Genomic DNA, 18299 nt, shown 5'->3' with positions numbered 1-18299 from the left:
ACTCTTGATGCCGCACAGGGCACGAAATGTACACTGAGGCAGTGAGTACCCACCCGGAAGTGAGCCTCGCCCAACGCAAGCGCCAGCTCGTCTCGGACGAGCTGACGTCGGCCGCGCTGCGGCTGCTGACCCGGAGGGGGTTCGACGCGGTCACGGCCGACGAGATCGCGGCCGTCGCGGGGGTGTCCAAGCGGACCTTTTTCCGGTACTTCGCGTCCAAAGAGGACGTGGTGATCCAGTTCCTGGCCGACGTGGGCACCGGCATGCGCGCGGAGCTCGCGTCCCGCCCGGCCGACGAGCCACCGTCGGTGGCGCTGCGCCACGCCGTCTGGGTCTCGGTGAGTGCCTGTGCGGGCCCGAGTCAACAGGCCCTGCGCGTGGCGCAGTTGATACTGGAAAGCCCTGCCCTGCACGCCCGCTTCCTGGAGCGCCAGGCGCAGTGGGGCGACGAGCTCACCGAGGAGCTCGCCCACCGCCTCGGCCTTGATCCGCGCACGGACCTCTATCCCCAACTGGCCGCCCGCATCGCCCTGTCCGCCTTCGGGGCCGTGCTGCAGAGGTGGAGCGCGGGCGACGGGGCGGAGGACCCGGCCGTGCTGACCGACCGGGTCTTCGCCGTCATCGCACCGGCGTTGGACGCGGTGGGCCGGAGGTAGGCGGCGGACCGGAGGAGGACGTTCATGTGGCCGGACTCCACCGGGCCTCAAGCGGCCAGGCCTCGCCCCGCCGGAGTTCAGCCCCCTCGCGGCCCGTCAGGCATCAGCCCTTCAGGACGCCTCGGCCTCCCGGACGGACCCGCCGGACCCGCCGGACCGACCGGACCGACCGGCCAGTCGGCACCCGAGGCAGTTCGCGTGCCCGGCCCGCACGGAGAGGTCCCGCGTCGACAACCGCCACTGATCGGGGCTGCGCGGCGTCGGCGGCTTGCCCCAGCCCGCCAGGTGCAGAACCCAGGTGACCAGCACCGACGCCACCAGGAGTATCAGCCCCAGCCAGATCCCCGGGCGCCAGCCGACGACGCCCACACCCGCAGCCACGGTCCCGAGCATCGCGATGAGGGATCCCGTCCACCCCGCGACGGTGTGGCCTTCGTCGTGGTGTCCACTCACGTCCCTGCCTCCTTCTTGCCTGTGCACGCCGTACGATGTCTTAGCAAGTAAGGAATTTATCTTAGGCAGTAAGGGAGTTCAATGCATTCCATGCAGGGGAAGACCCACCCCGCCGCCTCCGCCGCGGACGCCATCGGTGCACTGGACGATCTCGTCGCCACGAACCTCATCGGCCGCCAGGAGCTGGCCCGCAACCTCGACCTGAGCGTCAAGGACCTGGTCTGCTTCGCGCACGTCCTGGAGGCGGACGCCCCGGTCACCGCGGGCGATCTGGCCGACCGCGCGCACGTCACGACGGGCGCGGTCACCGGCATCCTCAACCGTCTGGAGCGCGGCGGGTTCGTGGCGCGCAGGCCCGACCCCACCGACCGGCGCCGGGTGCACGTCACCGCGGAACCGGCCGCCGCCGAGCGGGTGCAGGCCGTCTACGGCCCGTACTCCGCACTGCTCACCGAGCTCTGCGCGAAGTACTCGGCGGACGAGCTCGCAGTGATCACCGACTGGCTCACCGGCGCCGCGGCCCTCGCCCGCACGTATCTGGAGGACTCCTGCTGAGGACTCCTGCTGAGGGCTGCGGGCTGCGGGCTGCGGGCTGCGGGCTGCGGGCTGAAAGCCAAAGACTCTAAAGACCGCAGACCGAGGCCAACGCCCCCCGCAGATCCGCCGGTTCACGGTAGAGCAGCCCGCTCATCCCGAGCGCGACCGCGGCGTCCACGTTCTCCCGGCGGTCGTCCACGAAGAGGCAACGGCCTGGGGCGGCACCGGCCCGCTCCGCCGCCGTCTCGTAAATGCGCCGGTCCGGCTTGGCGATGCCGAGGTCGGCGCTGCTGATCACATCGTCCAGGATGCCGTCGGGGCCGGTCAGCCCGAGCAGGGCGAGGTCGTCGGCGAGCCACGGCGTCGCGTTCGTGACGAGCAGGACGGGCAGCCCGGCCGCGCGGACCCCCCGGAGCAGCCCCACCACGACGTCGTCGGCCCGGAACTTCGTCTCGGCGAGCGTCGTCCCGAGCTCGTGGCCGCGCGCCCACGGCACCCGGTCGGCAAGCCCGTCGGCGATCGACTCGATCCACCGCTCCTTGGTGATCTCGCCGCGCATCAGCGGCAGGTCGGTCTCGGGCCGGAAGGCCACCTCGGCCGTGCTGCCCGCAGGCAGACCCGCCGAGTGCTCCGCCTGCTCCAGTTCCGCCATGTCGTAGAAACGGATCACGCCGTCGAGGTCAGTGAGTACGGCGTCGAACGCCCGGCCGCGGATCGTCATCCCATGTGTCTATCACGCCCCTGCGGGACGGCAGACGGCTCCCTCCACCCACCGCTCGCCCGGCGCCCTCGCCTACCCGAGCACCTTCCGGACCTCCGCCCGCACCCGGTTCTGGTCCGTGCGCACGGCCTCGTACCGGGACTTGTTGCGGCGCAGGTCGTCGCGCTGTTTCTCGTCGGCGACCGCCCACCACACACCTGCGACGTTCAGGTCGCGGTTGCACTCGACGTCGGCGACGGCCGTGCCCAGCTCCCGCTTCGTACGGTGGGTGCTGCCGTCTTCGCGCCCCCTGCGCCACGCCTCGTCGCGGAATGCCCGTGCCGGGCTCGCGTACCGCTTGAAGCCCTTGTCCTCGACGCAGCGCGACCAGTCGGCGAACGCCCTGCGGACCCGCTCGTCCTTGGCGACGGCCGTGTCGATCTGCTCGGTGCGCTCGGGGACGTAGGCCCACAGGCGCGTCTCGTCGCCCACCGTCGCCATGGTGCGCCGTGTCGCCTCCGCGGAGCAGCCGCCCGCCGGGACCCTGCGGCCGTGCACCACCGAGCGGCCGCCTTCACCCGCCTCGGTCCCGTTCAGAACGGGGTCCTCGCGGTCTGTCACCTCGCGCCCCTTCGGCAGCAGCTCCGCGGTCATGGACTCGGTACGGCCGGGGTCGCTGCCGTAGCCCCAGCGGCGGGCCCGGTCGAGGTCGAGCGTCCCGTACGGGGACACGTAGACGAGCGTCGAGGTGAAGCTGTTCGCCATCCGGGTCCCGCGGATCCAGGTGTCGGGTTCGAGCGGGAAGTCCTCGAACCCGAAGCTCCGCATGCACTCCCGCTGCAACCGGTTCTTGGCCTCCCGCAGGCGCTTCTCCTCCCTGCCGCTGAACTCGTAGCGGTCAAGAGGGAGTTCCGGGAAGTCGGCCGCGCTCTTCACCCGCGGCACGCCGGGCTCCCGCGCGTACCCGGGCAGCGAGGAGCCCTCCGAGCCCGCACCGGATCCTGACCCGCACCCCGCCAACACCGCACCCGTCAGGGCGAGTACGCCCCACCGCACCTTCATCGGACCCCTCCCGGACGGCCGTGGCGCCGATCCGTGGGACCCTACCGCCGCGATCGAAGGGACGGCCTGGCGGCCAGGAGTACGTCACTTGCTCTCGCCACCGGGCGGCGCGTGCCCGTCGCCGCTGGGCGGCGCATGCCGTTCCCCGCCGGGCTGCGCATGCCTCTTGTCGTTCCGTGAGCGGGACCGCATGGCGCGCCCGCTCCCACTGCCGCCGCCCCGTGCGCCCGCTGCCGCATCCTCGTCCGCCTCGACGACACACGCCTCGCACTGCGCGTTGCGGCACGGCCCGGGGCCCCACACGGGGACGAACACCCCGAGCACCTTGCGCCGCCGGATCGCCGTACCCACCGGCCCTCCGCAGGCCGCGCACACGGGCGGCTCGTCCTGCGGGGCGGGGCCGGGCCGTGGCCCTTCACGTGGCCCTTCACGTGGCCTTTCGCTGCCCATGGCTCCAGGCTATTCCGGTTCAACCGGTCCCGGCAGTCCTGCGGCGGCCCCCGTCTCCGGTCACCGCTGGCGGATCTCCGTCGTGTCGACCTCGCCCGCCACCACCTGCCGCGCGAAATCCCCGAGCCGCAGCCGCCGGTGCCGCGCGTGCTTGCGCAACGCGCCGAACGCCTCGTCGACCGAGCACTGCCACCGCTCGGCGAGCACGCCCTTGGCCTGCTCGATGGCGATCCGGCTGGTGAGCGCCGCCTGGAGCTGGCCGCACTCCACGATGCTCCGCTCCAGCGACCGCTGGCGCGCGACCGCGGCAGCCGCGAGGTCGGCGAACATCTGCGCGCACGCCAGCTGTTCGCCGCTCAGCGGCTCCTCGCGGCTGGCCCCGAACAGGCCGAGCGCACCCACCACCGGTGCCGCACCCACCGCCCACTCGGAGCCCACCGCCTGCTCATCGCCCGACGGCTCCTGCCGCAGCGGCACCACGCACACGGCCACGAACCCCGCGGCCCGCGCCTCCTGTGCGAACCATGGCCACCGTGCGGCCGCCTCCGCCCCGTCGAGGTCGATGTGCGGCAGGGCCGTGCCCGACAGACAGCTGTCCCGGCTCGGGCTCCCGCCCCGGAGGAAGGCGGCCAGCTCGATCTCCTTCGTCCGCTCGTCCGACGCCTCGACAACGGCCGTCACACCCGCAGCGACCGCGCCCTCGCGGTCACCGATGAGCAGCACGGCAGCGGCGGAGACCCCGAGCAGGTCCGCGCAACGAACGGTCAGGTCCTGCAGTAACTCCACAGCGCTCCCCGGTCGTGAACGATTACGTCAGCTTCGCGGGCTCACCGGCTGTCCGCCCCTGCCTGCCGCGGCTCGCGCCACATCGGCCACATCGGCGGCCCGTCCGGCAGGTCGAGCGTCGTCCCCATGAAGGTGAAGCCGAGGCGCGCGTACAGATCGCGGCTGCGCGCGTTGCTTGCCTCCAGATAGGCGTGCAGGCCGTCGCGGTCGCAGCGGTCGAGCACGGCGGAGACGAGTGCCGTGCCGAGTCCTTCGCCCTGGCGGTCCGGGTGCACGGCGATGAGGTGCAGGTATTCGTGCGCGCGGTCGGTGGGGTGGATCGCTTCGGTCAACCGGCCGATCAGTTCGACCCGTTCGTTCTCCGGGTCGACGGCCCGGCGCAGCAGCACCGGTCCGTCCTCCGCGCTCGCCGCGTCCCCCGCGTCGCCCCCGCCGTTCTCGTGCGGGCCCGCGGGAACGGACCACCACAGGGCCACGGCCGCGCCGTCCTCGGTGATGTCGACGTACCCCTCGTCAAGGGCGATGTCGAGGAAGGCGGACATCAGGGCACGGTGCGTGCGCAGGCGGTGTGCCTCGTCGGGGAAGACCCAGCTGCTGACCGGATCGTGCACCAACGCCGCGTCGAGCAGCCGGACCACGTCCGCCCGGTCGCCCTCCCCGGCTCTCCGGATCGCCACACCCACAGCCCGCCCCTCATCACTTGTCCACTGCCGACCGCGCGCCCGCCAATGTGCCAACTCCGTGCCGCGAATCGCCGGGTTGCAGCGTAAGTGATCGCCTTCGTATGCACAGGAGGGCCCCGCAGCGTGGCCGGATCGCGGGGACGTGCGGGCCCTGCGGGCGGTGCCGCCCCGCTCGGCGTCCACGGTCCGGCTGAGCTTGTCGTTGCGAGGGGGCGGCGACCGATCCTAAGCCTCTGCCGAGCCGCTTGTGGCGGCTTTCGAGTGACCTGTTTCCGTCGTGCCCTTCAGTGCGTACGCCGCGTCACGAACTCGGCGAGGGCCAGCAGGCCGCCCGCCGACTCCGGGTCCGGCACCGCCCTGGCGAGCTGACCGATCGCCAGGGACATCCGGTCGGCCGCGTGCACCTGCGCCCAGTCGCGGCCGCCCGCGCTCTCCACGGCACGGGCCGCGCGCGCCGCTTGCTCCGGTGCGCTCTCCGCCTTGTCGGGCGGGCTTTCGTACAGCTCGGCCAGCTCGGCCGCGGCCGGTGTGCCCGAGGCCAGGGCCGCGACGACCGGCAAGGACTTCTTGCGGGCGGCGAGGTCGGCGCCCGCCGGTTTGCCGGTGTGCCCGGGATCGCCCCAGATGCCGATGACGTCGTCGATGAGCTGGAAGGCGAGCCCCGCCTCCCGGCCGAAGCCGTCGAGCGAGTCGACCTCGTCGAGGTCCGCGCCCGCATACACCGCCCCGAGCGCGCAGGCGCAGCCGAGCAGCGCCCCCGTCTTGGCCTCGGCCATGGCGAGACACTCGTCCAGCGTGACCTCGTCCGGGCCGCGGCGCTCCAGTGCACAGTCCGCGTGCTGGCCCGCGCAGAGCTCCATGACGCAGCTGGCGAGGCGGGCGGACGCCGCCGGGGCCCCCGGGTGGGGGTCCTCGGCGAGCATCCGCTGCGCCAGTGCCTGCAGGGCGTCACCGGCGAGGATCGCGTCGGCGTCGCCGAACACGGTCCAGGCGGTGGGCCGGTGCCTGCGCGTGGTGTCGCGGTCCATCACGTCGTCGTGCAGGAGCGTGAAGTTGTGCACCAACTCCACGGCGGCCGCCGCCCGCACCGCCCCGGCGGGGTCCCCGCCGAGCGCGCGCACCGCGGTGAGCACGAGCGCGGGCCTGATGGCCTTGCCCGCGTTCCCCGCGGCCGGTGTGCCGTTCGCGTGCTCCCATCCGAAGTGGTAGCGCGCGACCCTGCGCAGGGACCCGGGCAGGGTGTCGATCGCCCTGCGCAGCTCCGGATCGACGAGCGCCCGGGTCGACGCCAGGATGTCCGCGGCCTCCGGCCCGTCACCGGGCTCCGGGGTGTGCCCCTCCATGTGCACCGTGCCTGCCGTGTCCGTCGTCGTGTCCGTCATGGACTCACCCCGGGAAGGATGCGGACGGTGGCTGTTCCTCGGCGTGTGGGCGCGTACGGAGGGGGTGTACCCCGTGCCACGACCGGGGACACGGCCGCGGGGTCACCAGCGGCCGATCTCCACGTTCTCCAGGACGCCGAGCGCGTCGGGCACGAGCACCGCGGCGGAGTAGTACGTAGACACCAGGTAGGAGATGATCGCCTGCTCGCTGATGCCCATGAAGCGGACGGACAGGCTCGGTTCGATCTCGTCCGGGATGCCGGTCTGGTGCAGGCCGACGACGCCCTGCTCCTCCAAGCCCGTACGCATACAGATGATGGATGTCGTGCTGGCCTCGGTGACCGGGATCTTGTTGCACGGGAAGATCGGCACGCCGCGCCAGGTGGGGATCCTGTTGCCGTTCATGTCGATGGTCTCGGGGACGAGTCCCCGCTTGTTCAGCTCGCGGCCGAACGCGGAGATCGCGCGCGGGTGGGCGAGGAAGAGCTTGGATCCGCGCCTGCGGCTGAGCAGTTCGTCCAGGTCGTCCGGGCTGGGCGCGCCGTCGTGCGGCTGGATCCGCTGGTCGTACTCGCAGTTGTTGAGGAGGCCGAACTCGCGGTGGTTGATGAGCTCGTGCTCCTGGCGCTCCTTGAGCGCCTCGACCGTGAGCCTCAGCTGCTGCTCGGTCTGGTTCATCGGCTGGTTGTAGAGGTCCGCCACGCGCGTGTGGATGCGCAGGACGGTCTGGGCGACGCTCAGTTCGTACTCACGCGGCGCCGATTCATAGTCCACGAAGGTGCCGGGGAGCACGGCTTCACCGACGTGACCGGCGGACAGGTCGATGGGTGACTCGCCGAAGGTGTTGGTGCGCTGCGCCGGGAGCGACCGCAGGCGCTGGAGGTGGCCCTGGAGGGATTCGCTGCGCTCCGCGACCTGTTCGAGGTCCTGGCGGGGCAGGGCGAGGACCGTGCATGCGGTGACCGCACGCGCGGTGTACTCCCAGATGGCCTCGGAGTCGACGAGCGCCTGCTCGCCGAAGTACGCGCCGTCGGCGAGGGTCTCCAGGACGGTGTCGTCCCCGTAAGGACCCGTGCCGATCTTCTCGACGCGGCCGTGCGCGAGCAGGAACACCTCGTCCGCGGGGCTGCCGAAGGAGGTCAGGACCTCTCCCGCGGCGAACTCCCGCTGCCTGCAGCGCTGTGCGAGCTCGCCGAGGACCTCCTGGTCCTCGAAGTCCCGCAGCACCGGCAGCTCGCCGAGCTCCGCCGGGATGACCTGCACGCGGTCGGCTGTCTTCACGAAGGTCACCCGGCCGTCGCCGACCGAGTAGCTCAGCCTTCGGTTCACCCGGTACGTACCACCCTGCACCTGGACCCAGGGCAGCGTCCGCAGCAGCCAGCGCGAGCTGATCTCCTGCATCTGTGGCGCGGACTTGGTGGTGGTGGCCAGATTCCGTGCGGCGGAAGTGCCGAGGCTCTGCTGCGGCTTCTCCGACTCAGAACGGATCTCTTCGCCTACCGACATTGGCTATGCCCTCCCGGATACCAGCGGTCGTCTGCGCCCCCAACCCTTCCAGCACGGAACGTGTCGGCGCCATTACACAAACGAGCGGGAATGGATCACGCTCCGGCGGGGCAGGAGGGGCGTTTCCACTCGTTCGGCTCAACCCGGGAGGTGTCGGGCTCCACTGCCTGGTGGGCTCGGGAGATGACCACCTCCGCGGCCCCTCCCGGCACCGGTGCGCAGGGGCCGGACCCGGCGGCTCCGCTCGCGCCGCCGGGCGAGCGCGGTCCTGTCCGGCTGCTGCGTGCCGTCGGCCGGGCGTTCGAGCCGGTCCGCCGCGCGCCGGTGACCGTGTTCGTCGTCGTCGCGCTGTGGGCCGTCGGCGCCTTCACCGGGAGCCTCGGTTCCGGTCCGTCCGGCACGCTCCTCAGCGACATCGGCGTGGGCGTGCCCGCGCTCACGGACGGCCGCTGGTGGACCCCGCTCACCTCGGTCCTGTGGTGCCCGGGGATCGGCAACTACATCGGCTCCACGCTGCTGTTGCTGCTCCTGGGCTCGGCCGCCGAGCAGCGCATGGGCTCCCTGCGCACGGCGGTCGTCCTGTTCCTCGGCCAGGTGCTGGGGTCGCTGCTCGGCACCGGGATCGTGAAGCTGGGCGCGCTGGCCGGCGAGGACTGGCTGGACGACCTCTCGCGGAATCTGACGGCGACGCCCGGCATCGGCGCCTGCGCCGTCGGCGCCTTCCTCAGCTACCGCCTCGACGCCCTGTGGCGGCGCAGGCTGCAGCTGGGCCTGATCGTGTTCCCGCTGATGCTCGTGCTGTACGTCGGACACCTGCAAGGGGTGCTGCGTCTGGCCGGTGTCGTAGTGGGTCTGGCGCTCGGCGCCCTCGCGCACGGGGACACCCACCGCATGCGGATGCCGCACGCCTCGCACGCCGAGGGGCGCGTCCTGGTGGCCCTGGTGGTGGCCGCCTCCGCCATCGGCCCGCTCATCGCCACCCTCTACAAGGACTCGCTCGGCCCGTTCAACGTCCTCGATCTGTACGTCTCCGGCGGGCCGAGCCCGCAGGACATCGCGGACGCCTGCACCGAGGCAGGCAGCTCCGACTGCGCCCGCGTCCATGCGCAGGACCACTTCTACGGCTCCCCCGCGATGCTCATGGGGATCGCGATCCCGCTGCTGCTGCTCGTGCTCGCCGAGGGGCTGCGGCGCGGGCTGCGGCTGTCCTGGCGGATCACGGTGGCCGCGCAGCTGGTGTGGCTGGGGCTCATGGCGTATCTGCTGAGCGACATCGCCTCGCACCCGGACCGGTACGTCCTGGAGGGCAGCGACCTGTCCGACCAGAAGGCGGCGATGATCCAGGCGGTCGTCGAGCAGATGCTGCTTCCGCTGCTCGTCCTGGTGCTGCTCTTCCTCACCCGGCGGCTCTTCGCGCAGGTCCTGCCGCGCACCACCGTGACGTGGCTGGCGGGGACCGTCGGCGGGGCGCTGCTGCTGGCCTGCGTCGCGTACGTGGGCGTCGGGTACGCGGTGCGCGACCAGTACACGCCCGACGCGACGTTCGCGAAGCTGGTCTCGGGCCTGCCGACGCAGTTCCTGCCGCCGAGTTACGAGCCGTTCTTCTTCCAGGGCCGGGCCCCCGTCCCGGTCGGCGGCACCGCCCTGGCCCTGTACGAGTACTGCGGGATGCTCTTCTGGATGGTCGCCCTGATCGCGCTCTTCGTGGCGTTCCGGCGGCCCCTGCTGCACGCGGACCCCGGCGCCGCCGCACGCGCGCGTGCCCTGCTCGCCGCGCACGGGGGCACCACACTCTCGTATCTGACGACGTGGCCGGGCAATCACTACTGGTTCTCGGCGGACGGCCGGGCGGCGGTCGCCTACCGCGTGCATTCGACAGTCGCGCTCACCACGGGCGACCCCTTCGGGGAGCCGACCGCGCGCGCAGACGCGATCGACGGCTTCGCCGCGTACTGCGACCGGCGCGGCTGGACCCCCTGCTTCTACAGCGTGACGGCCGACGCCAAGGCCCGCACGGACGCGCTGGGCTGGAGCTCGGTGCAGGTCGCCGAGGACACGGTCGTACCTCTCCCGGAGCTGGCCTTCACGGGCAAGAAGTGGCAGGACGTCCGCACCGCCCTGAACAAGGCCAAGAAGGAGGGCATCACGGCGGAGTGGCACGTCTTCCCGAAGGCCCCGATCGCGCTCACCGACCAGGTCCGCTCGATCTCCGAGGAGTGGGTCGCCGACAAGGGGCTCCCCGAGATGGGCTTCACGCTCGGCGGCCTGGACGAGCTCGACGACCCGCATGTGCGGTGCCTCCTCGCGGTCGACGGGGACCGCACCGTGCACGGCATCACGAGCTGGATGCCGGTCTACGGAGACTCCGCGAACGCCGGGGAGCGGAAGGAGGGAGAGGCCGCCGCCTTCTTGCCGGGGACGGCCCCGGCCCGGCCGGTGGGCTGGACCCTGGACTTCATGCGGCGCCGCTCCGACGGGTTCCGCGGCTCCATGGAGTTCCTGATCGCGTCCGCCGCGCTCGGCTTCAAGGAGGAGGGCGCACAGTTCCTCAGCCTCTCCGGAGCGCCGCTCGCCCGCTCCGACACGGGCGAGCCGCCCGCCGCGCTGCAGCGCCTCCTCGACTACGCGGGCCGCACCCTGGAGCCGGTCTACGGCTTCCGTTCGCTGCTCAACTTCAAGGCGAAGTTCCAGCCCGAATACCGGCCCATGTACATGTGCTACCCCGACCCGGCCGCCCTTCCCAGCATCACCCGGGCGATCGGCAAGGCCTACCTCCCGCACATGAAGCCGTCGCAGGGAGTGCGCCTGATGCGCAAGCTGACCGGCTAGCCCACGGCGGCCGGGGAACCACAAGATCCGCGCGACCGTTGAACCGATACGGAACACCGCACCACCAGAACCTTTGGTACCAACCGGCAGGAGAGAGCAATGGCAGGCTTCCTGGATCGCGCCAAAGAGCAGGCCCAGCGGGGCCTCACCCAGGGCAAGCAGAAGATCGACGAGGTCCAGGAGAAGCGCGCGGGCGACGCTCTCCTGAAGAAGCTCGGCGCCGCCTATTACGCCGAGCGCCGGGGCACCGGCTCCTCGCAGGCCACCCAGCAGGCACTGGAGGCCCTGGAGTCCCACATCGCGACGAACGGGGACGGATTCCTGCACGGCAATTGACCGGATCGGCTCGCACGGTGCCCGAACAGGCCACGGATCGCTTCCGAACGGCTGGTCCGGGCACCGGAGTTCCGGTACAAGCAGGGCGTACGAGACGGCCCGCGGCCAGCGGCCGTCGTGCCCTGCAAAGGAGGCGGTCATGGCCCCACCCATGTCCGCAGGCCGGTTCCTCGACATCCTGCGAGACGAAGGCGTGACCGTCGTCGAAGTCGGCGACTGGGAGCACCACAACCGCAACCACAAAGGCCCCTGGGGCCCCGTTCACGGCGTCGTGATCCACCACACGGTGACGTCGGGCAGCCAGCGCACGGTGGAGATCTGCCGGGACGGCTTCGCCTCGCTCCCCGGGCCGCTCTGCCACGGCGTCATCACCAAGGACGGCCGCGTCCACCTCGTCGGGTACGGCCGCGCCAACCACGCGGGCCTCGGCGACGACGACGTGCTCCGCGCAGTCATCGCGGAGAAGCGCCTGCCCCCGGACAACGAAGCGAACACCGACGGCAACCGCCACTTCTACGGCTTCGAGTGCGAGAACCTCGGCGACGGCGAGGACCCGTGGCCCGAGGAGCAGCTGGAGGCCATCGAGAAGGTCTCTGCGGCGATCTGCCGTCACCACGGCTGGACGGAGCGTTCGGTCATCGGCCACCTGGAGTGGCAGCCGGGCAAGGTCGACCCGCGCGGCTTCACGATGGACTCGATGCGGGACCGCATCGAGGAGCGCCTCAAGTGACAATGGCGGGGTGCACCACACCCCGCCCGCCCCGCTCGGACCGCTCCCGCGGCTGCCGTCGCCGCTGCAGCGCATTGCGGACGACCGTTTCGGCCGCCATGGCGTGGAGCTGTCGCTCAAGCGGGACGACCTGATCCACCCGGACCTGCCGGGCAACAAGTACCGCAAGCTCGTCCTGAACCTGCGGAAGGCCGCCGACGCGGGCCACGACACCCTGCTCACGTTCGGCGGCGCCTACTCCAACCACCTGCGCGCCACCGCCGCGGCGGGCCGCCTCCTGGGCCTCGCCACGGTCGGCGTCGTCCGCGGCGACGAACTCGCAGGGCGCCCGCTGAACCCCTCGCTGGCCCGCTGCGCGGCCGACGGCATGCGCCTGCACTTCGTCGACCGGTCGACGTACCGGAAGAAGACCGAGCCCGGCACGCTGGCCGCGCTCCTGGGCGAGACGGGCTGCCGGGGCGCGTACGTGATCCCGGAGGGCGGCAGCAACCCCCTCGCCGTCCAGGGCTGCACGGCCCTCGGCGAGGAACTGCGCGGGCACACCGACGTGGCGGCCGTGGCGTGCGGCACCGGCGGCACCCTCGCGGGCCTCGCCGCGGGGCTCGGCCCGGACCGGCAGGCCCTCGGCATACCGGTCCTCAAAGGCGGCTTCCTGGGCGACGACATAGCCGCCCTGCAACGGCGCACGTTCGGCGAACCGACCGCCAACTGGCACCTGGACGAGCGCTTCCACTGGGGCGGCTACGCCCGCACCCCGCCGGAACTCATCGCCTTCGCCGAGGACTTCGAGCAGCGGCACGGGCCCTCGACCGGCCTCTTGGTCGAACACCTCTACGTCGCCAAACTGCTGTACGCCCTGACCGTCCTCTCCGAAGAGGGCGCTTTCCGGCCCGGCACCCGCCTCACCGCGGTCATCACCGGCACGCGCGGGTAGGCGTCTCAGCCCTCGGTTCAGTCCTCGATCTCGTGGTGGGCGGCCGCCTCCTCCAGGTCGAGCTTGCGCAGCAGCGTCCGCATCATCTCGTCGTCGATGCGCCGCTCGTCCCGCATCTTCACGAACACCTCGCGCTCCGCGGCGATCGCCTCGCGCGCCAGCCGCCGGTAGGTGCCGTCCGCCGACTCCCCCGTCACCGGGTTCGCCTGACCGAGCCGCTCCCACACGGAGTTGCGGCGGCGCTCCAGGACGGTGCGCAGACGGTCCTGGAGGGGCCGTGGGAGGCGATTGCGCTCGTCCTGCATGAGTTCCTCCACCCGGGCCTCCGCGGCCTGCGAGGCGGCGTTCTGCGCCTGCGCCTCGGCGAGCGTCTCCGCCTGCGCGTCCCGGCCCGGCAGTTTCAGGACGCGGATCAGCCACGGCAGCGAGAGCCCCTGCACGACGAGCGTTCCGATCACCGTGGTGAACGTCAGAAACAGGACAAGATTGCGCGCCGGGAAAGGCTCCCCGTCGTCCGTGACGAGCGGGATCGAGAAGGCGATGGCCAGCGAGACCACTCCCCGCATGCCCGCCCAGCTGACGATCAGCGGCCGCCGCCAGTCCATGTCGGCCTCGCGCTCCTTGATCCGCGCCGAGAGCCCGCGCGGCAGGTACGTCGCCGGATACGACCACACGAAGCGCGCCACCACGACGAAGACGAACACTCCGAACGCGTACCAGACGGCCTGCGCCACGCTGTACTCGCCGAGCCCCTTGAGCACGACGGGCAGCTGCAGCCCGATCAGCGCGAAGACCGCCGACTCCAGGATGAACGCGACGACCTTCCACACCGCGGCCTCCTGCAGCCGCGTCTCGAAGTCGACCTGCCAGGAGCGGTGCCCCAGGTACAGCGCGACGACGACCACGGCGAGCACTCCGGAGGCGCCGACCTGTTCCGCGGCGGCGTAGGCGACGAAGGGGATGAGCAGGGACAGCGTGTTCTGCAGCATCGCCTCCTTGAGGTGGGTGCGCAGCCAGTGGATCGGCACCATGAGCAGCAGCCCGACGCCGACCCCGCCGACCGCGGCCACCAGGAACTCCCGGACACCGCCCGACCAGCTCGCGCCCTCGCCGACCGCCGCCGCGATGGCCACCTTGTAGGCGGTGATCGCGGTCGCGTCGTTCACCAGGGACTCGCCCTGGAGGATCGTGGTGATCCTCGACGGGAGGCCCACCTTGCGCGCGATGGCGGTCGCGGCGACCGCGTCCGGTGGCGCGATCACGGCGCCGAGGACGAGCGCGGCGGTCAGCGGCAGGTCGGGGATGAGCAGGTACGCGAGCCAGCCGACGGCGACCGTGGCGAACAGGACGTAACCGACCGAGAGGAGCGCGACGGGTCTGATGTTGGCCCGCAGGTCCAGGTAGGAGCTCTCCAGGGCGGCCGTGTGCAGCAGCGGGGGCAGGATCAGCGGCAGCACGATGTGCGGGTCGAGGTGGTAGTCGGGCACGCCGGGGAGGTTCGAGGCGATGAGCCCGACCCCGACGAGGAGCAGCGGCGCCGGCACCGGAGTCCTGCGTGCTGCCCCGGCCACTACGGCGCTCGCCGCGATCAGTGCCACCAGCGGCAATACATCCATCGACAGACCCCTCCGCCCTCCGTGTTCCCGTCGTAACCTGGCAATCATGAACGAGTGCCCGCACGTCACAGCGCTGCCGCACCCCGAGGTGCCCCCGCTGAGCGAAACGTGTCTCGAGTGCCAGGCCGCCGGCAGCCACCCGGTCCAGTTGCGGCTGTGTCTGGAGTGCGGGCATGTGGGCTGTTGCGACTCTTCCCCTTTCCAGCACGCGACGGCACATTTCAGGGAGAGCTCACACCCTGTGATGAGGACCTTCGAGCCGGGCGAGAGCTGGCGCTGGTGCTTCGTGGACGGTTCGATCGTCTGACGTTTGGGTACGTCAACCCGGCGCCCGTTCTTTCCAATTGGGCCTGCGCGACCCCTAGCCACTGTCCGTACTCATAGGCTTACTATGAGTGACAGCATCAGGCCGGGGTCCCCGGGACACGGAGCTGGGGAGCGCGGTAGCGTCACCGCAGAACGACGTGGGGCGTTACCCGTGTGACGCAGCCCGGACCGCCGCTGGACGGCGGCTCCGGAACCCCGAAAGTGCTTGTACCACCTTGGAGGTGAGGGTGTCCCAGATCGCAGGCGAGCCCGGGAATCAGGACTTCGTGGAGGTCCGCCTTCCGGCTGCGGGTGCCTACCTGTCGGTGCTGCGGACGGCCACGGCCGGCCTTGCAGCGCGTTTGGACTTCACTCTCGACGAGATCGAGGACCTCCGCATCGCGGTCGACGAGGCCTGCGCGATCCTGCTCCAGCAGGCCGTGCCCGGCTCGGTGCTCAGCTGCGTCTTCCGCCTCGTCGACGACTCGTTGGAGGTGACGGTTTCGGCGCCCACGACCGACGGCCGGGCCCCGGAGCGGGACACCTTCGCCTGGACGGTGCTGTCGGCCCTCGCGGGCCAGGTGGACTCGACCGTCGCCGAGGACAAGACCGTCTCGATCAGCCTCTACAAGAAGCGCGGCGCGGGACCCGGGCCGGCGTGAGGGACGGGGACGGGCCGGTGCGGGACGAAGAGCGCGGCACACGAGGTCTGCCCGCCGACGGCAGGGAGGGGTTGCGCCGTATGACCACCGGAATCCCCGAACAGCAGGCCAAACCGCACCCGGAGGAGCCGGACCGGTCAGGTCCGCTGAGGGTGGCCGATGTGTCGGAGCAGGCAGAGCCGACCGCCAAGGACGAGCTCAAGCAGCTCTCCGGCCGGGGCGGCGGGCGACGGGCGGGAAACATGAGCGAGCACGGTCGGCACGATCCGCAGGACCGCAGCGGCGCACGCGCGATGTTCATCGAGCTGCGCACCCTGGACGGCGGCAGTCGGGAGTACGCGGAGCTGCGCAACCAGCTGGTCCGCATGCATCTGCCGCTCGTCGAGCACCTGGCCCGCCGCTTCCGCAACCGCGGCGAGCCGCTGGACGACCTCACCCAGGTCGCCACGATCGGCCTGATCAAGTCCGTGGACCGCTTCGACCCGGAGCGCGGCGTGGAGTTCTCCACGTACGCGACCCCGACGGTCGTCGGCGAGATCAAGCGGCACTTCCGCGACAAGGGGTGGGCGGTCCGTGTCCCGCGGCGTCTCCAGGAGCTGCGGCTCGCACTGACGACGGCGACGGCCGAGCTGTCCCAGCTGCACGGCCGATCCCCCACCGTGCACGAGCTGGCCGAGAAGCTGGCCATCTCCGAGGAGGAGGTCCTGGAGGGCCTGGAGTCCGCCAATGCGTACTCCACGCTGTCCCTGGACGTCCCCGACACGGACGACGAGTCCCCGGCCGTCGCGGACACCCTGGGCGCCGAGGACGAGGCCCTGGAGGGCGTCGAGTACCGCGAGTCGCTCAAGCCGCTCCTGGAGGACCTGCCTCCGCGGGAGAAGCGCATCCTGCTGCTGCGCTTCTTCGGCAACATGACCCAGTCCCAGATCGCGCAGGAGGTCGGCATCTCCCAGATGCACGTCTCGCGTCTGCTGGCGCGCACGCTGGCGCAGCTGCGGGAGAAGCTCCTCGTCGAGGAGTGATCACTCTCCGTAGTGGCCGTTTTTGAGCGGTACCAGCGCTTTTGAGCCGTACTACTTCTGATCCTGGACGTTGCCGGGGCCCTGGATGCCGAGGGCCTCGGTCGTCGCCGGATTGACCACGAGGACGAGCGAGACGACCGCGCAGATCGCGAGCACGATGCCGGCCGGGATCGCCGCGCTGTCGGCCTGCAGCATCTGCCAGGCCACCGGAAGCGCCATGATCTGCGTGATGATCGCGGGACCGCGGCTCCACCGGCGCAGCTTCAGCAGCCCGCGCGCGGCGAGCAGCGGGAGCAGCGCGAGGACGATCAGCGTGATGCCGCCCGTCCAGGCCTGCTTGGCGTCGTCGGGCGATCCGGTGATGCCCAGCGCAAGCATGTACACGCCCCCGGCGACGAGGGCGAGGCCCTCCAGCGCGACCAGGGCCGCGGCGGCGGTCACCCGCGCGGGTCGCGGGCCCGGCTCGGGCGACTCCGGGGCTTCGGGGGTGGTTTTCCGCTCAGTACTCACCCCAGCAGAGTAGCTCCGGGTGCGTCCGCCCCGGCACCTCGGTCTAGGCCGTGTAAAGAGCGCTAGGTAGTCTGCTTCGCATGCGTGCACTTCTCGTGGTCAACCCGGCGGCAACCACCACCAGTGCGCGTACGCGTGATGTGCTGGTCCACGCGCTGGCGAGCGAGATGAAGCTCGACGCGGTCACCACCGAGTACCGCGGGCACGCCAGGGACCTCGGCCGGCAGGCCGCGGAGAGCAAGGACATCGAGCTGGTCGTCGCCCTCGGCGGCGACGGCACCGTCAACGAGGTCGTCAACGGCCTGCTGCACCACGGCCCCGATCCGGACCGCCTCCCCCGCCTCGCCGTCGTCCCCGGCGGCTCCACCAACGTCTTCGCGCGCGCCCTGGGGCTGCCCAACGATGCCGTGGAGGCCACGGGGGCCCTGCTGGACGCCCTGCGCGAGGGCAGTGAGCGCACGGTGGGCCTGGGCATCGCGGGCGGCACGCCGGGCACCGAGGACGAGGCCGTGCCCTCGCGCTGGTTCACGTTCTGCGCGGGCCTCGGCTTCGACGGCGGCGTGGTGGGCAGGGTCGAACAGCAGCGCGAGCTCGGCCGACGCTCGACACACGCCCTTTATGTGCGCCAGGTGCTGCGCCAGTTCATCGACGAGCCCCACCGCAGGCACGGAATGATCACCCTGGAGCGGCCCGGCGAGGACCCGGTGACCGACCTGGTGATGTCGATAGTCTGCAACACCTCTCCGTACTCCTACCTGGGCAATCGCCCGCTGTACGCATCCCCGCAGGCCTCCTTCGACACGGCCCTGGACGTGCTGGGTCTGAAGAAGCTCTCCACGGCCGCGGTGGCCCGGTACGGCACCCAGCTCCTGACGTCCACGCCGGAGCGGGGACCGCACGGTAAGCACGCAGTTACGCTCCACGACCTCACAGACTTCACCTTGCATTCAAAGGTTCCTCTGCCCCTCCAGATGGACGGTGACCACTTGGGGCTACGGACGAGCGTGACGTTCACAGGCGTACGCCGGGCACTGCGTGTGATTGTGTGAGTGGAAGGGCCTAAAGTCCTTTCACTCGAACGTTTAGGCCAGGGTCCACCCCATAGAAGTACGGCTGTGACCCAGCCGACACTGAGGAAT

Annotated in this window: 20 protein-coding genes; 10 read left to right on the top strand and 10 right to left on the bottom strand. The window is 71.3% G+C overall.

The genetic code is table 11. The features are described from left to right. The first annotated feature begins 26 nt into the window (after positions 1-26). A complete protein-coding gene (locus ABZV77_RS15980; RefSeq protein WP_356256263.1) occupies positions 27-656 on the top strand; it encodes a TetR family transcriptional regulator in 630 nt (209 codons plus the stop codon). Between the two features lie 111 nt (positions 657-767). On the opposite strand, the gene ABZV77_RS15975 is transcribed toward ABZV77_RS15980, so the two are convergent. Next, positions 768-1109, bottom strand: a complete 342-nt coding sequence (locus ABZV77_RS15975; RefSeq protein ID WP_356256260.1) for an HGxxPAAW family protein — start codon at positions 1107-1109, stop codon at positions 768-770. A gap of 90 nt (positions 1110-1199) precedes the next feature. Between ABZV77_RS15975 and ABZV77_RS15970 the strand changes: the two genes are divergently transcribed. Beyond that, positions 1200-1664, top strand: a complete 465-nt coding sequence (locus ABZV77_RS15970) for a MarR family transcriptional regulator (protein ID WP_356256257.1) — start codon at positions 1200-1202, stop codon at positions 1662-1664. A 67-nt stretch (positions 1665-1731) separates the two neighbouring features. On the opposite strand, the gene ABZV77_RS15965 is transcribed toward ABZV77_RS15970, so the two are convergent. From ABZV77_RS15965 to ABZV77_RS15935, 7 genes are all read right to left on the bottom strand, one after another. Then, positions 1732-2367 carry an HAD-IA family hydrolase gene (locus ABZV77_RS15965; protein WP_356256255.1) on the bottom strand — a complete coding sequence of 212 codons (636 nt, stop codon included), beginning with the start codon at positions 2365-2367 and terminating at the stop codon, positions 1732-1734. A gap of 72 nt (positions 2368-2439) precedes the next feature. Beyond that, positions 2440-3408, bottom strand: coding sequence for a hypothetical protein (locus tag ABZV77_RS15960; protein WP_356256252.1), 969 nt, complete (start codon positions 3406-3408; stop codon positions 2440-2442). An 84-nt stretch (positions 3409-3492) separates the two neighbouring features. Then, complete coding sequence (locus ABZV77_RS15955; protein WP_356256251.1) at positions 3493-3759, bottom strand: hypothetical protein; 267 nt, start codon at positions 3757-3759, stop codon at positions 3493-3495. Positions 3760-3918: 159 nt separating this feature from the next. After that, positions 3919-4644, bottom strand: a complete 726-nt coding sequence (locus tag ABZV77_RS15950) for an ANTAR domain-containing protein (protein WP_356256248.1) — start codon at positions 4642-4644, stop codon at positions 3919-3921. A 41-nt stretch (positions 4645-4685) separates the two neighbouring features. Continuing rightward, positions 4686-5327, bottom strand: a complete 642-nt coding sequence (locus ABZV77_RS15945; protein ID WP_356256245.1) for a GNAT family N-acetyltransferase — start codon at positions 5325-5327, stop codon at positions 4686-4688. Between the two features lie 284 nt (positions 5328-5611). Continuing rightward, positions 5612-6670, bottom strand: coding sequence for a family 2 encapsulin nanocompartment cargo protein polyprenyl transferase (locus tag ABZV77_RS15940; RefSeq protein WP_356257591.1), 1059 nt, complete (start codon positions 6668-6670; stop codon positions 5612-5614). Between the two features lie 141 nt (positions 6671-6811). After that, positions 6812-8215, bottom strand: coding sequence for a family 2B encapsulin nanocompartment shell protein (locus ABZV77_RS15935; RefSeq protein WP_356256242.1), 1404 nt, complete (start codon positions 8213-8215; stop codon positions 6812-6814). A gap of 183 nt (positions 8216-8398) precedes the next feature. Here ABZV77_RS15935 and ABZV77_RS15930 point away from each other — a divergent pair, with 183 nt between their 5' ends. From ABZV77_RS15930 to ABZV77_RS15915, 4 genes are all read left to right on the top strand, one after another. Beyond that, positions 8399-11044, top strand: coding sequence for a DUF2156 domain-containing protein (locus tag ABZV77_RS15930; protein ID WP_356256239.1), 2646 nt, complete (start codon positions 8399-8401; stop codon positions 11042-11044). A 99-nt stretch (positions 11045-11143) separates the two neighbouring features. After that, a complete protein-coding gene (locus ABZV77_RS15925; protein ID WP_356256236.1) occupies positions 11144-11380 on the top strand; it encodes a hypothetical protein in 237 nt (78 codons plus the stop codon). A gap of 139 nt (positions 11381-11519) precedes the next feature. Then, positions 11520-12110: an N-acetylmuramoyl-L-alanine amidase gene (locus ABZV77_RS15920; RefSeq protein WP_356256234.1), complete on the top strand. Its 591-nt coding sequence runs from the start codon at positions 11520-11522 to the stop codon at positions 12108-12110. Between the two features lie 10 nt (positions 12111-12120). Continuing rightward, the gene (locus ABZV77_RS15915) at positions 12121-13044 is read left to right on the top strand and encodes a pyridoxal-phosphate dependent enzyme (protein WP_356256231.1); all 924 of its coding nucleotides are present in this window, start codon (positions 12121-12123) and stop codon (positions 13042-13044) included. Positions 13045-13061: 17 nt separating this feature from the next. On the opposite strand, the gene ABZV77_RS15910 is transcribed toward ABZV77_RS15915, so the two are convergent. Beyond that, on the bottom strand, positions 13062-14660 hold the full coding sequence (locus ABZV77_RS15910; protein ID WP_356256229.1) for a Na+/H+ antiporter: 1599 nt from the start codon (positions 14658-14660) through the stop codon (positions 13062-13064). Positions 14661-14706: 46 nt separating this feature from the next. Here ABZV77_RS15910 and ABZV77_RS15905 point away from each other — a divergent pair, with 46 nt between their 5' ends. The 3 genes from ABZV77_RS15905 (at position 14707) to ABZV77_RS15895 (ending at position 16650) form a co-directional block, all read left to right on the top strand. Then, entirely contained in the window at positions 14707-14967 is a 261-nt protein-coding gene (locus ABZV77_RS15905) for a UBP-type zinc finger domain-containing protein (RefSeq protein ID WP_356256226.1), read from the top strand. A gap of 247 nt (positions 14968-15214) precedes the next feature. Next, positions 15215-15628: an anti-sigma regulatory factor gene (locus tag ABZV77_RS15900; RefSeq protein ID WP_356256223.1), complete on the top strand. Its 414-nt coding sequence runs from the start codon at positions 15215-15217 to the stop codon at positions 15626-15628. Further along, complete coding sequence (locus ABZV77_RS15895; protein ID WP_356256220.1) at positions 15625-16650, top strand: RNA polymerase sigma factor SigF; 1026 nt, start codon at positions 15625-15627, stop codon at positions 16648-16650. The genes ABZV77_RS15900 and ABZV77_RS15895 overlap by 4 nt, the downstream gene beginning before the upstream one ends. Before the next feature lie 51 nt (positions 16651-16701). Here ABZV77_RS15895 and ABZV77_RS15890 read toward each other — a convergent pair whose 3' ends face one another. Further along, positions 16702-17160, bottom strand: a complete 459-nt coding sequence (locus tag ABZV77_RS15890) for a hypothetical protein (protein WP_356256217.1) — start codon at positions 17158-17160, stop codon at positions 16702-16704. A gap of 80 nt (positions 17161-17240) precedes the next feature. Between ABZV77_RS15890 and ABZV77_RS15885 the strand changes: the two genes are divergently transcribed. Further along, complete coding sequence (locus ABZV77_RS15885; protein WP_055563721.1) at positions 17241-18209, top strand: diacylglycerol kinase family protein; 969 nt, start codon at positions 17241-17243, stop codon at positions 18207-18209. The last annotated feature ends 90 nt before the right edge of the window (positions 18210-18299 follow it).

The organism is Streptomyces sp. NPDC004732 (genome assembly GCF_040609235.1).
Classification (GTDB): domain Bacteria; phylum Actinomycetota; class Actinomycetes; order Streptomycetales; family Streptomycetaceae; genus Streptomyces.
The sequence above is the reverse complement of the archived record's forward strand: the minus strand, read 5'-3'. Positions and strand labels throughout refer to the sequence as shown.

Coding starts and splice junctions, on each gene's coding strand:
- ABZV77_RS15980 (WP_356256263.1), top strand. CDS start 27: ATGTACACTGAGGCAGTGAGTACCCACCCGGAAGTGAGCCTCGCCCAA.
- ABZV77_RS15970 (WP_356256257.1), top strand. CDS start 1,200: ATGCAGGGGAAGACCCACCCCGCCGCCTCCGCCGCGGACGCCATCGGT.
- ABZV77_RS15965 (WP_356256255.1), bottom strand. CDS start 2,367: ATGACGATCCGCGGCCGGGCGTTCGACGCCGTACTCACTGACCTCGAC.
- ABZV77_RS15960 (WP_356256252.1), bottom strand. CDS start 3,408: ATGAAGGTGCGGTGGGGCGTACTCGCCCTGACGGGTGCGGTGTTGGCG.
- ABZV77_RS15940 (WP_356257591.1), bottom strand. CDS start 6,670: ATGGAGGGGCACACCCCGGAGCCCGGTGACGGGCCGGAGGCCGCGGAC.
- ABZV77_RS15935 (WP_356256242.1), bottom strand. CDS start 8,215: ATGTCGGTAGGCGAAGAGATCCGTTCTGAGTCGGAGAAGCCGCAGCAG.
- ABZV77_RS15930 (WP_356256239.1), top strand. CDS start 8,399: ATGACCACCTCCGCGGCCCCTCCCGGCACCGGTGCGCAGGGGCCGGAC.
- ABZV77_RS15925 (WP_356256236.1), top strand. CDS start 11,144: ATGGCAGGCTTCCTGGATCGCGCCAAAGAGCAGGCCCAGCGGGGCCTC.
- ABZV77_RS15920 (WP_356256234.1), top strand. CDS start 11,520: ATGGCCCCACCCATGTCCGCAGGCCGGTTCCTCGACATCCTGCGAGAC.
- ABZV77_RS15910 (WP_356256229.1), bottom strand. CDS start 14,660: ATGGATGTATTGCCGCTGGTGGCACTGATCGCGGCGAGCGCCGTAGTG.
- ABZV77_RS15905 (WP_356256226.1), top strand. CDS start 14,707: ATGAACGAGTGCCCGCACGTCACAGCGCTGCCGCACCCCGAGGTGCCC.
- ABZV77_RS15885 (WP_055563721.1), top strand. CDS start 17,241: ATGCGTGCACTTCTCGTGGTCAACCCGGCGGCAACCACCACCAGTGCG.